Origin of the sequence: Saccharothrix hoggarensis (assembly GCF_042678885.1) — a bacterium.
Lineage (GTDB): Bacteria > Actinomycetota > Actinomycetes > Mycobacteriales > Pseudonocardiaceae > Actinosynnema > Actinosynnema hoggarensis.
The window spans coordinates 1-14,400 of record NZ_JBHTLK010000031.1; the positions used below are offsets into that span (position 1 = coordinate 1).

Sequence of the window (14,400 nt, forward strand, 5' to 3'; positions counted from 1 at the left end):
GTCCGGAGGCGTTGGGCGAGCTGCGCACGCTGGGCGACATCATCGACTTCGTCGGGGGAGCGGACGCGCCGGAGGAGGCGCCGCCGGCCCCGACACCACCGTCCACCACAGCGGAAGCCGCCACACCGCAAGCCACCGCACCTCAATCCGCCACCGCGCAAGCCGCCCCGGCGGCCGACGTGAAGTCGGTGCTGCTCGCCGTGGTGGAGCAGAAGACCGGTTACCCGGCGGACATGCTCGACCTGTCCATGGACGTCGAGGCGGACCTGGGCATCGACTCGATCAAGCGGGTCGAGATCATGGGTGAGCTGCGGGAGCGGTTCCCGGACAGCGCGACGGCCGGTCCGGAGGCGTTGGGCGAGCTGCGCACGCTGGGCGACATCATCGACTTCGTCGGCGCGGGGGCTGATCTCCCAAAAGCTGACGGCGCGCCCGGCATCGGCCGGATGCAGGCGCGCCTGACCACGCTGCCCGCCGCCGACCAGCTCCTCGACGCCTACGGCGACCGCCCGTCCGCGCTGCTCTCCGGCGCGACGGGCCCGCTGGCGGACGGTGTCGTGGCCGCGCTGCGCGCCAAGGGCTGGCAGGTCGCCCGCGACGACGTGGCCGACCCGGACCTGGTCCTGCACTTCGCCCCGGACGACCCGCGGGACTGGGCGGGCGCCACCGAGGCCCTGGCCGACGCGCTCCTGCTCGCCGGCCGCACCCAGCGGGCGCTCCAGCAGGCCGCCCACCGCAAGGGTTTCGTCACGGTCACCCGGATCGACGGCCACCTGGGCCTGCACCACCCGGACGGGCCGCGGGCCGTGCTCGGCGGGCTGTCCGGGCTGGTCAACACGCTCGCCGTGGAGGCTCCCGAGCTGTTCGCCCGCACCGTCGACCTGAGCCCTGAGCTGGACGTCGACCAGGCCGTGTCCGCGCTGCTGGCCGAGCTGACCGACGCCGATTTGGCTCTCACGCAGGTCGGCGTCGACGGGGGCGGCACGCGCCGCACCGTCACCCTGGCCGATGACGAGCCGGCGGCCACCCCGACGCCCGAGCCCGGCCCCGGCGACCTGTTCGTCGTCACGGGCGGCGCGCGCGGCGTCACGGCGGCCTGCGCGATCGGCCTCGCCCGCCGGTACCGCACGGGCCTGCTCCTCCTCGGCCGCACGGCCCTCGCCCCGGAGCCGGAGTGGCTGCGGGACGTCCCGGAGGACCGGCTGCGGGCGGAGATCGTCGCCCAGTCCCGCCGCGCCGGCGAGAAGCCGACGCCCAGGGACGTGGAGAAGACGTTCCGCGCCACGGTGGCGCAGCGGGAGGTGCGGGCGACGCTCGGCGCCATCCGCGCCACGGGCGCCGACGCCGAGTACCTGGCGGTGGACATCACCGACCGGGACGCGACCGCCGAGGCGCTGCGCCCCTACCGGGACCGCGTCACGGGCGTCGTCCACGGCGCGGGCGTGCTGGCCGACCAGCTGATCGTGGACAAGAAGGCGGCCGACATCGCGAAGGTGCTCGACACCAAGCTGCACGGCCTGCGCTCGACCCTCGACGCGGTCGGCGAGGACCGCCTGAAGCACGTCCTGCTGTTCTCGTCGGTCGCCGGCTTCTTCGGCAACCGCGGCCAGTCGGACTACGCCATGGCCAACGAGGCGCTGAACCGGATCGCCGTCGGCCTGCGCGGCAGGCTGCCGCAGAGCCGCGTGACGTCGGTGGTCTGGGGCGCGTGGGCGGGCGGCATGGTGACGCCGGAGCTGGAGCGGATGTTCACCGAACGCGGCATCACCCTCATCCCGCTGGCCACGGGCGTGGACTACTTCACCGAGCAGTTCACCGCCGCCCGCTCGGACGACGTGGTGACGCTCGTCGGCCCGGACACCCCGCTGTCGACGCGCGAGGTCCCCGCCACCACGGGCACGGTCCGGCGTTCGCTCGACCCGTTGCGGGACGACGCCGTGCTGGCCGACCACGCCATCGGCGGCGTTCCCGTGCTGCCCGCCACGGCCGCCGTCGGCGCGTTGCTGGGCCACCACCGGCGGCTGAAGGACTTCGCCGTGCTGAAGGGCGTCACGCTGGACGAAGGCCTCGACGGCCTGGACTTCGTGCCCGGCGCGGACCACGTGCTCGTGCGCGACACCGGCGGCCGTCCCCGCTACCGGGCCACGCCCGTGCCCGGAACGCCCGCGCCGGAACGCCTCTCCGGCCTCGCCACCGGGGCCGCGCGGCCGTACGACCCGTACGGCGAGGGGGTCCTGTTCCACGGCCCCCGGCTGCGGGGGATCACCGGCATCGTGTCGGAGTCGGACGCCAGGCTGGTGCTCGAAGCGCGGCTGGCGGACCACGAGCTGGGCGGCGGCGCGTACCGGGCCGGCGACTACAGCCCGGTCCTGGCCGACCTGCTGCTCCAGGCCGCCCTGGTCCGCGTGCACCGCACGCAGGGCGCGCACAGCCTGCCCACGGCGGTCGCGGCGGTCGAGGTGCACGCCCCGCTGCCCGACGGCGAGCCGTTCCTGATCGTCGTGGACGCGGAGTCCGCCACCCGGGCCACGGTCACCGCGTGCGCCGCCGACGGCCGGGTGCTGCTCCGGTTCGGGGGCGTCGACGTGGTGCCCAGCCCGGCCCTGGCGGCCAAGTTCGGACAGGCGGTGGCGCGATGAGCATCGCGATCGTGGGCCTGGCGTGCCTGCTGCCCGGCGCGCACAGCCCGGAGGAGTTCTGGGCGAACCTGCGCGCCGGCGTGGACAGCCGCACCGAGGGCGGCCGGGACGTGTTCGGCACGGACCCGGCCACCCCCGGTGGGTGGGGCGACGACCGGCACCGCATCACGGCGACGCGGGGCGGGTTCGTCACCGAGCCGGAGATCGACCTCACCGGCCTGCGGCTGCCCGCCGACGAGCTGGCCGGCCTGGGCCGGGTGGTGCGCTGGCCGGTGCACGTGATCCGGCGGGCGTTGCGCGACGCCGGCATCGCCGAGGACTCGGCGACGTTGCGGCGCACCGGCCTGGTGATGGGCAACTACTCGTTCCCCACCCCGGAGTCGGTGGAGCTGTGCGTGCCGCTGATCCGCGAGGCGGTGTCGCGGGGGCTGCGGGAGGCGGGCTTCGAGGTGTCCAACCCCGGCGACCGGCCGGAGCCGGACCCGCGGAACCTGTGGCCGTCCGGGCTGCCCGCCACCGTCGTGGCCGACGCCCTCGGCCTGGGCGGTCCGCGGCTCGCGCTGGACGCGGCCTGCTCGTCCACGTTGTACGCCATGGCGTTGGCCCGCGACTACCTGCTCACGGGCCAGGCGGACGTGGTGCTGGCGGGCGCGGTGTGCGCGCCGGACCCGCTGCTCATGCACCTGTCGTTCTCGGACCTGAACGCGTTCCCGCGCAACGGGATCAGCCAGCCGTTCCACCGCGAGACGTCCGGCATCGTGACGGGCCAGGGCGCGGGCGTGCTGGTGCTCAAGCGGCTGGCGGACGCCGAGCGCGACGGTGACCGCGTGCACGCCGTCATCGACGCCATCGGCCTGGGCAACGACGGCGCGGGCGCGCACCTGCTCAGCCCCACCGTGCCCGGCCAGGTCGAGGCGTACCGGCAGGCGTACGCGCACGTCGATCCGTCCACTGTGGACTACATCGAGTGCCACGCCACCGGCACGCCGCTGGGCGACTCGGTGGAGCTGCGCGGGCTGACCGAGTTCTTCGGCGACCGCGTGCCGCCGCTCGGGTCGGTCAAGGGCAACGTCGGCCACCTGCTCACCGTCGCCGGGTTCACCAGCGTGCTGAAGGTCCTGATGGCCATGCGGCACGGCGTCGTCCCGGCCACCACGGGGATCGGCGACCCGGTGCGCCCGCGCGGCGGCGAGAGCGCGGCCGACCGGATCGTGCGGACCGAGCTGGAGCGCGAGGTCACCCGCGCGGGAGTCTCGGCGTTCGGGTTCGGCGGCACCAACGCGCACGTCGTGCTGCGCAAGCACGCGGCGCCCGGCGAGGACGCCGTGCCGAGCGGGGACGCCGTGCTCGGCAAGGAGTCCGTGTCGAGCGGGGACATCGTGCCCGCCGAGCACCCGGCCGACCGCCCCGACGCGGCGGAACCGCCCGCGATCGCCATCACCGGCACGGGCGTGCGGATCGGCCCCGTGCGGGACGTGGCCGAGCTGGGCCGGGTGGTCCGCGCCGGCCGCCCCGCCCTCGTGGACCGGCCCGAGGACCGCTGGTACGGGCTGGACCCGCGCGTCGAGGCCCCGGAGCGGGCCGGGTACGCCGAGGACGTCGAGGTCGACGTGCGGACGTACCGCATCCCGCCCGCCGAGCTGGGTGACGCGAACCCGCAGCACCTGCTGCTGTTCGAGGCCGCCGAGCAGGCGCTCACCGAGGCCGGCTACCCGGCGCCCGACCCCGGCACGAGGGCCGAGCAGCTGCCGCCGCGCCGGGTGGCCGTGGTCGTCGCGATGGAGATGGAACCGCGGTCGCACAGCCACCGCGCCCGGTTCGACATCGGCGCGCACCTGCACGCCCACACCGACCACTCGGACGCGCTGGAAGCCGCCGTGCGGGACGCGGTGCACGACCCGATCGGCGCGAACGAGGTGCTGAGCTTCATCGGCAACGTGATGGCGAGCCGCATCTCGTCGTCCCGCAACCTCACCGGCCCGTCGTTCACCGTGTCCACCGACGCCACCGGCGGCGCCCGCGCGCTGGAGGTGGCGCGGCTCCTGCTGCTCGACCCGACCATCGAGGCCGTGCTGGTCGGCGGGGTGGAACTCGCCGCGGGCGCGGAGAACACGCTCGCCTCGGCCCGGCTGGACGGCGGGCGGGCCGCCCTGCTCGGCGACGGCGCGGCGGGCGTCGTGCTGACCCGCGCCGAGCGTGCCGAGCAGGTGACGCTCGACCGGATCACGTTCGACCCGCCGGCGGCCCCGCGGCACGTCGACCACGTCCAGCTGGCCTCCCTCGACCTGCGCGACCTGCACCGCCACTACACCGGCGGCGCCGTCGCCAGCCTGGTCCCGCTGGTGGGCGACACGCGGCACGCGAGCGTCCTGACGAGCCTGGTCGCCGCCGTCGACGCCCTCCGGCACGCCGACCTGCCGCCCGCGCCGGCGGCGCTGAAGGAGCTGGCCGACGAGACGTTCGCCGGTGCGGGCTTCACCCTGCTCGACACGCCCCAGCCGTGGCTGCGGCACTCCACGGCGGACCGGCGCACGGCCGCCGTCCACGCGGGCACGGTCGGCGTCGTCGTCTCGGCGGGCGAGCCGGCGCGCGTCCCGGCGGACTGGGCCGGTGGCCCCGGCGTGCTGATCCTGCCCCTGACCGGCGACGACGGCCCGGAACTGGCCGCGCTGGCGCAGCGGGTCGCCGACGAGCTGACGTCCCGCGACGCGCTCGACGTGGTGCGGGAGCACGTGCGACGACCGCGCAGGCGCCGCACCGCCGTGCTGGTCGCGCCGGATGCCGACGCGCTGCGCCGGGAACTGGCGCTCGCCGCCCGCGACCTGGCGACGGCGACCGCCGACTGGTCCACCCCGGCGGGCAGCTTCTGCGCCGCCGCGCCGATCGGACCCGGCAAGGTCGCGTTCGTCTACCCCGGCGCGTTCACCACCTACCCCGGCGCGGGACGTGACCTGTTCCGGCTGTTCCCGGGCCTGCTCACGGACTTCGAGGCGGAGTCGGACCGGCCGCGGGAGCGGTTCAAGCACGACGCGCTGCACCCGTCCGCGCCGCTGGGCCTCGACCGCCGCGACCTGATGCGGCACGAGGCGGCGCTGGTCGAGGACATCCCCGTGATGCTCGCGGCAGGCACGAACCTCGCCGTGCTCCACACCAGGGCGATCCGGGACGTGCTGGGCGTGCGCCCCGACGGCGGATTCGGCTACAGCCTGGGGGAGAGCAGCATGCTGTTCGCCCTCGACGTGTGGTCGTCACGGGCCCGCGACGACGCGGCGCTGGCCGCGACACCGCTGTTCCAGGACCGGCTGCGCGGCCGCAAGGAACTGGTCCGCCGCACGTGGGACCTGCCCGACGAGCCCGAGGTGTGGGCGACGCGGGTGGTCCTCGCGCCCGCCGACGAGGTCCGCGCCGCGCTGGTCGACCGCGTCTACCTCACGCACGTGAACACGCCGAACGAGGTGGTGATCGCGGGCGCGCCCGACGCGGTGAAGCACGTGCTCGACACCCTCGGCCGGCCGTCCGCGAAGGCGCCCGCGAACCACGTCATGCACTGCCCCGTGGTGGACCCGGTGCTGGACGACCTGGCCGCGCTCAACGACTACCCGCTGGGCGCGCCGGCGGACGGCCTGGAACTGCTGTCCGCGTACGACTACGGCCTCGCCGAGACGGCGGACCGGTCGGAGATCGCCCGCCGGATCGCGTGGACGCTGCGCAGCACCATCGACTTCGCCCGCCTCGCCACCACCGCGCACGACCGCGGCTTCCGCTACTTCGTGGAGGTCGGCCCCGGCGCGACGTGCACCCGCTGGATCGGCGAGACGCTGGCCGACCGGCCGCACGTCGCCGTGTCGGTGGACCGGCGGGGCGCGGGCACGGCGGTCGCGTTCGCCGCCGCCATCGCCCGGCTGGTGAGCCACGGCGTGGACGTGCGGCTGGACGTGCTGTTCGGCGACCCGGTCGAGCGGCCGGAGCGGTTCCGGCACCGGGTCGCGGTGGGCGGCGAGTCGGTGGTCCGGCGCACGGCCCGCGCGGCGGCGCCACTGGTCGCGGTCAAGACCGTGGTGCGCAAGGAGGACACCGAAGTGATCACCGTCCACGGGGAGCCGTTCGTGTACCTGCCGATGCCCCTGCCGGCACGTCCGGTCGAGTTCGAGGGCGCGCCCCCGCCCGCCCTGTCCGCCTCCGTGTCCGCGGCCGCGCCGACGGCGTTGTCCCCGTTGCGCGCGTTGGGCAGCACCGTGGCGCAGGCCCACCGGCACGCCCTGCGCCTCCACGACGCCCTGCTGGACCAGGCGTTGCGGGCGCTGGAGGCCGGCGGTCCGCCCCCGCCCCCGGTCCACGCGGACCTGCCGACCGGACCCGGCGAGCCCGTCGAGCCCGCCGAGCCCGCGAAGGACCCGAACGTGGTCTGGGACGAGGCCGAACTGTTGGAGTTCGCCCGGGGGAGCGTGGCCAAGGTCTTCGGCCCGGACTTCGCGGTCGTGGACACCTACCCGGTCCGCGTCCGCCTGCCCGAGCCGCCGTACCTGTTCGTCAGCCGCGTCACGGACCTGAAGGCCACCACCGGCCACTTCGAGCCCAGCTCGATCACGACCGAGTACGACATCCCCCACGACGCCTGGTACCTGGTGGACGGCCTGGCGCCGTGCGCGGTCACCATCGAGGCCGGCCAGGCCGACCTGCTGCTGGTCGCCTACCTGGGCATCGACTTCCGCAACCAGGGCAACCGCGCCTACCGGCTGCTGGACTCGAAGCTCGTCTTCCACGGCGGCCTGCCGCGCGCGGGCCAGCGGCTGCGCTACGAGATCAAGATCGACCGGTTCGTCTGGAACGGCGACACGCTGCTGTTCTTCTTCAACTACAAGTGCTACGCGGACGACGTGCTCATCCTGGAGTTGCTCGACGCGTGCGCCGGGTTCTTCAGCCCCGCCGAGCTGGACGACTCGCTGGGCGTCGTCGTCACCGAGTCCGACCGCCGCCGGCGGGCCGCGATGACGAAGACCTGGTTCACCCCGCTGGAGCGCACCGACCGCACGTCCCTCACCCGGCACGACCTCGAACTGCTCGCCGCCGGACGTCCCGGTGACGTGTTCGGCAAGGCGTGGGACCAGACGGCGGACGGCAGCAACCCGTCCATCCGGCTGCCCGGCGACATGCTGCGCATGATCGACGAGGTCACCTCCATCGACCGGCTCGGCGGCCCCCGCGGGCTCGGCGAGCTGACCGCCGTCAAGCACCTGGAGCCCGACGCCTGGTACTTCCGCAGCCACTTCACCGGCGACCCGGTGCTGGCGGGCTCGCTCGTCGCCGAGGGCGGCGTGCAGCTGCTCCAGGTCTACGCCATGTACCTGGGCCTGCACCTCGTGCTGCCGGACGCGGAGTTCCAGTCCGTGCCCGGCCTGCACACCGAGGTGAAGGTGCGCGGCCAGATCACGCCGAAGACCCCGAACATCCGCTACCACGTGGAGGTCACCGAGGTCACCATGCTGCCGCGGCCCACCGTGATCGCGGACATCGTGGTGTACGACGGGGACAAGCCGATCATCTCCATGCGCGACTTCGGCATGCAGGTCCGCGAGAAGCCGGGCACGCCCTACCGGCCCGGTCCGGGCGGCATCCCGCCGTTCCTGGGCCGCCGCAACCACCAGGGCGAGGTCGCGTTCATCAACGAGCTGCACCTGGCGCACGCCGCCAAGGGCGACCTGGCCACGGCGATGGGCCCGGAGTTCGAGATCTACGCGAACCGCCGGGCGCCGTACATCCCGAACGGCGACTTCCGGTTCGTCGACCGGATCATGCGGCTCGACGGCACGCGTGGCGTCCTCAAGCCCGGCGCGCGCATGGAGACCGAGTACGACGCGCCACCGGAGGCCTGGTACTTCCACGAGAACTCCACCCCGCAGCCCGTCAACGCGATCCTGATGGAGTCCTCGCTGCAGGCCGCGATCCTCCTCGGCTACTACCTGGGCGCGACGCTCGCCAGCCCCGACGAGGAGCTGAGCATCCGCAACCTCGACGGCCGCGCCACCTACGTCAAGGACGTCGACCTGCGCGGCCGGACGATCCGGCACCGCTCGGAGATGCTGTCCAGCCGGGCCGTGCCGGGCGCGACGCTCCAGAGCTTCCGCTACGAGTTGTCCGCCGACGGCGAGGTGTTCTACGTCGGCGAGTCCCTGTTCGGGTACTTCAGCGAGCAGGCGCTGGCCAACCAGGTCGGCCTCGACGCGGGCAGGCGCACGCCGACGTGGCTGGACGAGCACCCCGCCGACCACCGCACGCTCGCGGTCCGGTCCGACGACCGGTGGTTCCGGGGCTCGCTGCGCCTGGCCGACGGCCACGTCCGGCTCGTCGACGAGGTCGGCCTCGTCCCGGACGGCGGCGCGCACGGCAAGGGCTACGTGCGCGGCGTGCGGCGCATCGACCACGACGACTGGTACTTCTCCTGCCACTTCCACCGCGACCCGGTCATGCCCGGCTCGCTCGGCGTGGAGTCGGTGATCCAGGCGTTGCAGGTGTTCGCCATCGAGGCCGGGCTCGGCGACCGGTTCACCCGACCGGTGTTCCGGCTGCCCGTGGACGTGCCGATGGGCTGGAAGTACCGCGGCCAGGTGTTGCGCACCGACGCGGAGATGACGTTCGAGCTGCACGTCAAGGAGGTCCGCGCGGAGGACGGCCGGACGGTCGTCGTCGCCGACTCGTCGGTCTGGCGGCACACCGGCGACGACGACGGGGGCCCCGGCCTGCGGATCTACGAACTGACCGACGTCTCGGTCCAGATCCAGGAGGACGCGCGATGACCGCCACCATCGGCGCCACGACAGTGGTGCGCACGGACCCGGAAGGCGTCTACGAGACGCTGACCAGGCTGCACGAGCCCTGTTACGTGGTCCGCACGGACCACGGCGTGGGCGTCACCACCGCCCGCCCGGCGGACGACTCGTCCGTGGTCGCCGCCGTCGGACCGCTGCCGCCCGAGCAGCTGGGCTCGCCGGAGTTCCGCGCCCACCACGGCGTGCGGTACGCGTACGTGGCGGGCGCGATGGCGGGCGGCATCGCGTCGGAGGACCTGGTGATCGCCCTGGCCAGGGCGGGGTACCTGGCGTCGTTCGGCGCGGCCGGGCTGCTGCCGGACCGGGTGGAGGCGGCGCTGCGCCGGTTCGCCGCGGAGATCCCCGGCCTGCCGTTCGCGGCGAACCTGATCCACAGCCCCAGCGAGGAGGAGTTGGAGCGCCGCGCCGTCGAGCTGTACCTGCGGCACGGCGTGCGGTGCGTCGAGGCGTCGGCGTTCATGGACCTCACCCCGCACGTGGTGCGCTACCGGCTGGCCGGCCTGAAGCGCGGCCCGCACGGCGTCGTCGCCGAGAACCGGCTGATCGCCAAGGTGTCGCGGGTCGAGGTGGCGGACCGGTTCCTGAGGCCCGCGCCGCCCGCGACCGTGTCCCGGCTCCTCGCCGACGGGTTGATTACCGCCGAGCAGGCCGAGCTGGCGGCCCACGTGCCGCTGGCCGACGACATCACCGCCGAGGCGGACTCCGGCGGGCACACGGACCGCCGCCCGCTGACCGTGCTGTTCCCGTCGATCCTGCGGCAGCGCGACCTGGTGCGCCGGGAACTGGGCTACACCGTCCGGGTCGGCGCGGCGGGCGGCATCGGCACCCCGCACGCCGCCGCGGCCGCGTTCGCGATGGGCGCGGACTACGTGGTCACCGGGTCGGTGAACCAGGCGTGCCTGGAGTCCGGCACGTCGGACGCGACGCGCAAGCTGCTCGCGTCCGCGGGCGCGGCGGACGTCGAGATGGCGCCCGCGGCGGACATGTTCGAGCTGGGTGTCGAGCTGCAGGTGCTCAAGAAGGGCACGCTGTTCCCGATGCGCGCCAAGCGCCTCTACGAGCTGTACCGCACCTACGACGGCCTGGAGGCGTTGCCGCCGGCCGAGCGGGACCGGCTGGAGCGGCAGGTCCTCCGCCGCCCCGTGGACGACGTGTGGCAGGACGTCGTGGAGTACTTCACCCGCCGCGACCCCGATCAGCTGCGCCGTGCCGCCGACGACCCGAAGCGCCGCATGGCGCTGGTGTTCCGCTGGTACCTCGGCATGGCGTCGCGCTGGGCCGTGGTCGGTGACGCCGACCGCACCGCCGACTTCCAGGTGTGGTGCGGCCCGGCGATGGGCGCGTTCAACGAGTGGGTGCGCGGCTCGTACCTGGCCGCGCCCGCGAACCGGCGCGTCGCCGACGTGGCCGGGCACCTGCTCACCGGCGCCGCGTTCACCACCCGCGTGCGGCAGCTGGCCGTCAACGGCGTGCGGCTGCCCGCCCTGTGCGGCGACTACCGGCCCGTGCCGAAGGTGGCGTCGTGACGACGACCCTCGCGCACCCCGCCGTCGAGCTGGACCGGCGGCTCGGCGACCCCCGCGACGCGGACAACCCGCACGGGTTCGCCGCCGCCGTCACCCGGGACGCCACCGCCGGCCGGCCCGACCTCGCCCCGCTCCGGGACGCCCTGGCGCTGTCGTTCGTGCCGCCCGAGCACGGCGGCACGCTGTCCACGATGGACGCCACGCTGGCGCTGGTGCGGGTGGCCGCCCGCCGCGACCTCACCGTCATGCCGCACGCGATGATGAGCATCACGGCCGCGACCTGCGTGCTCCTCGCCGGCGACGACGAGCAGCGCCGCCACGTCGTCGACCTCCTCCGCGCCGGCCACCCGATCGGGTTCGCGCTGTCCGAGCCGGACCACGGCAGCGACCTCCTCGCCAACGGCTGCCGGCTGGAGCCGGCGCCGGACGGCTGGCTCGTCACCGGCGACAAGTGGATGGTCGGCCTCGGCGAGCGGGCCAGGGCCCTGGTGCTGATCGGTCGCAGCGGCGGTCGCGGCCCGGCCGCGTTCACCGCCGCCCTGGTGGACGAGGCCGCCGTCGACAAGGCCCGAGGCCCGAACATCCCGACCGCCGGCATGCGCGGCGTCGACTTCACCCGCTTCCGGTTCGACCGGGTGCCGCTGCCCGCGGCCGCGACCCTCGGCAGACCCGGCCGCGGCATGGAGATCGCCATGAAGGCGATGCAGGTCGTGCGGGCCATGAGCACGGGCGCGAACCTCGCCGCCGCCGACACCGGCCTGCGCCTCGCCCTCGACTTCGCCGAACGGCACGTCGTCGCGGGCCGGCCCGTCGTGGAGCACGAGCGCAACCGCCGCGAGCTGGGCACGGCCGCCGCCGCGCTGCTCGCCGTGGACGTCGTCGCGACCGCGTGCGCCCGCGCCCTGCACACCAACCCGGCCGGCCAGAGCCTGTGGTCCAGCGTGGCGAAGAAGGTCGCCACGGACCTCTCCGAGGAGGTCTTCGCCCGCTGCGCGGACGTGCTCGGCACCCGCAGCCTCCTGCCGGACACCCCGTTCGACGTGATGCGCCGCGACAACGCCGTGGTGCGGCACATCGACACCGGCCCCACCGCGAACCTGCGGCTCGTCGCCATGCAGCTGTCGGGCACCGCCACGGACTCCACGCCGCCGGCCGCCGCGTTCGACCTCGACGCCGACCTGCCGCCGCTGCGGCTCGACGAGCTGGAGCTGTCCACGCGGGGCCGGGACGACGTCACCCAGTCCCTGCCCTACGTGGCGGCGGCCATCCGCACCCGCGTCACCGACCGGCGCGCCCTCGTGCTGCTGGACCGGCTGGAGACCGCGCTCGCCGCCCGCCGCCACGGCGACCCGCTGGACCGCGCCGAGCGGTTCTGCTTCCTGCACGCCGCCGCGTCCTGCGCGCACCTGTGGTGGTTCAACCGGTCCCGCGCCCTGTTCGGCGCGCCACCCGGCTCGACGGGCTGGCTCACCGCCACCCTCGCCCTGCTCCTCGACCGCGCGCACCGCGTCACCGACCGGCTGCGCGTCGAAGACGCCGACCCCGCCCTCGCCGTGGTGCGCGACCTGCACGCCACCGGACGGCTGTTCGCCGCGGCTCCGCTGCCGCTCGCCGAAGGAGGCACCCCGGCATGACCGTGCGCCGGATGACCGAGCTGACCGAGGAGCTGGAGCGCTACCTCGGCGACCCCCACGACGACGCGAACCTCATGTCGTTCAAACGGGTCCTGGAACTGGACGAGCGCGAGGAGTTCCCGTTCGAGCTGGTCGGCGAGCTGCAGCGCTGGCGGGTGCACGAGTACTGCCTGCCCGAGCGCTGGGGCGGCCGGGCGGGCGACGTCGAGGTCGGGTTCAACCTCCTGCGCCTGGTCGCCCGCCGCGACCCCACGTCCGCCACCGCGCTGATGCTCACCGACCTGGCGTTCATGCCCGCGTGGATCGCGGGCACCGAGGAGCAGCGCCGCTACTTCGTGGACGCCATCAACCGCGGCACCCGCATGGCGTGGGGCCTGTCCGAGCGGCACCACGGCAGCGACGTGCTGTCCAACGAGATGCGCGCCGAGAAGGTCGACGGCGGCTACCTGCTGACGGGGGAGAAGTACCTCATCGGCAACGCCACCATCGCCGACGTCGTCTCCGTCCACGCCCGCACCGGCGCGCGCGGCGGCCCCGGCGACTGGTCCATCTTCGCCGTGGAGAAGCGCAAGGCGCCGGCGGGCGCCATCGTGGAGCTGCCCAACGAGCGGCTGCACGGCCTGCGCGCGCTCGACATGAGCGGCATCCGCCTCGACCGGCTGTTCGTGCCCGACGAGAACCGCCTCGGCGCCGAAGGCCAAGGCCTGGAGATCGCGCTGAAGAGCGCCCAGGTCGCCCGCACCACGATCAGCAGCATGGCGCTCGGCGCCGTCGACACCGCGCTGCGCGTCACCTGCGACTTCGTCGTCGGCCGCGAGATCTTCGGCCAGAAGGTCGCCGACATCCCGTACTCGCGCCGCCAGCTCGCCGAGTGCTTCGCCGACCTCGCCCTGGCCGACGCCGTCAGCACCGGCGCCGTCCGCGGCCTCCAGGGCAACCCCGCCCAGACCAGCGTGTTCTCGTCGGTCGTCAAGTACTTCGTGCCGACCCTGCTGGAACGCACGATGGCCCAGCTGTCGGTCGTCCTCGGCGCCCGCCTGTACCTGCGGTCGCACCCGCACTACGGCATCTACCAGAAGATGCTCCGCGACGTGCTGGTCGCCATCTTCGCCGACGGCAACACCGTCGTGAACCTCAAGAACATCGCCCTGCAGCTCGACGGCATCCTGCGCGCCGCGGCCGAAACCCCCGCCGACGCGCGCGGCGAGGCCGAGCAGCGCGTCGCGACCCAGTTCGACATCGACGCCGAGCTGCCCGAGTGGAAGCCCGCCGAGCAGCTGCTGTTCAGCCGCGGCGGCGACGAGACCGTGCTCGCCCTGCCCACGTCCGTCAAGGCCCTCCGCGCGTTCGCCGACAGCCACCCCGACGCGCGCCAGCGCGACTGGTTCCACCGCGGCGCGGACGTCGCCGAACTGCTCCTCGCCGAACTCGACCGGCTGCGCGCCGAACTGGCCGACCTGAAGACGACGATGGGCCGCGACCACGCGTCGTCCGCCGAGATCTTCCGCCTGGCCGAGCGGTACAGCGCCATCCACGCCGGAGCCGCCGCCGTCCACCTCGTCGTGCACTCGGGACGGGTGCTGTCCGACCCGTTCCCCGACGGCGCGGTGCTGCTGCTGAGCCTGGAACGCGCGTGGCGCCAGGTCGACCCCACCCGGCCCGTCACCGACGCGGCCGTGGTGGACCGGGTGGTCGAGGTGCTGCTCCGCCTGCACCGCGAGCACCGCCTGTTCTCGCACTGGCAGTTCCGGCTCCAGGCCTCGGGCGAGTGAAC

The 14,400-nt window shown here is 74.5% G+C and carries 5 protein-coding genes; all 5 read left to right on the top strand.

Annotated elements, in window-relative coordinates; all coding sequences use genetic code 11:
* Nucleotides 1-2,639: SDR family NAD(P)-dependent oxidoreductase (locus ACFQ3T_RS08975; protein ID WP_380722226.1), on the top strand; the 2,639-nt coding region annotated here is incomplete at its 5' end.
* On the top strand, nt 2,636-9,433 hold the full coding sequence (locus ACFQ3T_RS08980) for a beta-ketoacyl synthase N-terminal-like domain-containing protein (RefSeq protein WP_380722228.1): 6,798 nt from the start codon (nt 2,636-2,638) through the stop codon (nt 9,431-9,433). The genes ACFQ3T_RS08975 and ACFQ3T_RS08980, both read left to right, overlap by 4 nt.
* Nucleotides 9,430-10,992, top strand: a complete 1,563-nt coding sequence (locus ACFQ3T_RS08985) for a PfaD family polyunsaturated fatty acid/polyketide biosynthesis protein (RefSeq protein WP_380722230.1) — start codon at nt 9,430-9,432, stop codon at nt 10,990-10,992. The genes ACFQ3T_RS08980 and ACFQ3T_RS08985 overlap by 4 nt, the downstream gene beginning before the upstream one ends.
* Entirely contained in the window at nt 10,989-12,626 is a 1,638-nt protein-coding gene (locus ACFQ3T_RS08990; protein ID WP_380722232.1) for an acyl-CoA dehydrogenase family protein, read from the top strand. The genes ACFQ3T_RS08985 and ACFQ3T_RS08990 overlap by 4 nt, the downstream gene beginning before the upstream one ends.
* A complete protein-coding gene (locus ACFQ3T_RS08995) occupies nt 12,623-14,398 on the top strand; it encodes an acyl-CoA dehydrogenase family protein (RefSeq protein ID WP_380722234.1) in 1,776 nt (591 codons plus the stop codon). Before ACFQ3T_RS08990 ends, ACFQ3T_RS08995 begins: the two co-directional genes overlap by 4 nt.
* The last annotated feature ends 2 nt before the right edge of the window (nt 14,399-14,400 follow it).

What these genes read in the sequence shown, in the direction of transcription:
- ACFQ3T_RS08980 (WP_380722228.1), top strand. Translation starts at nt 2,636, where the DNA reads ATGAGCATCGCGATCGTGGGCCTGGCGTGCCTGCTGCCCGGCGCGCAC.
- ACFQ3T_RS08985 (WP_380722230.1), top strand. Translation starts at nt 9,430, where the DNA reads ATGACCGCCACCATCGGCGCCACGACAGTGGTGCGCACGGACCCGGAA.
- ACFQ3T_RS08995 (WP_380722234.1), top strand. Translation starts at nt 12,623, where the DNA reads ATGACCGTGCGCCGGATGACCGAGCTGACCGAGGAGCTGGAGCGCTAC.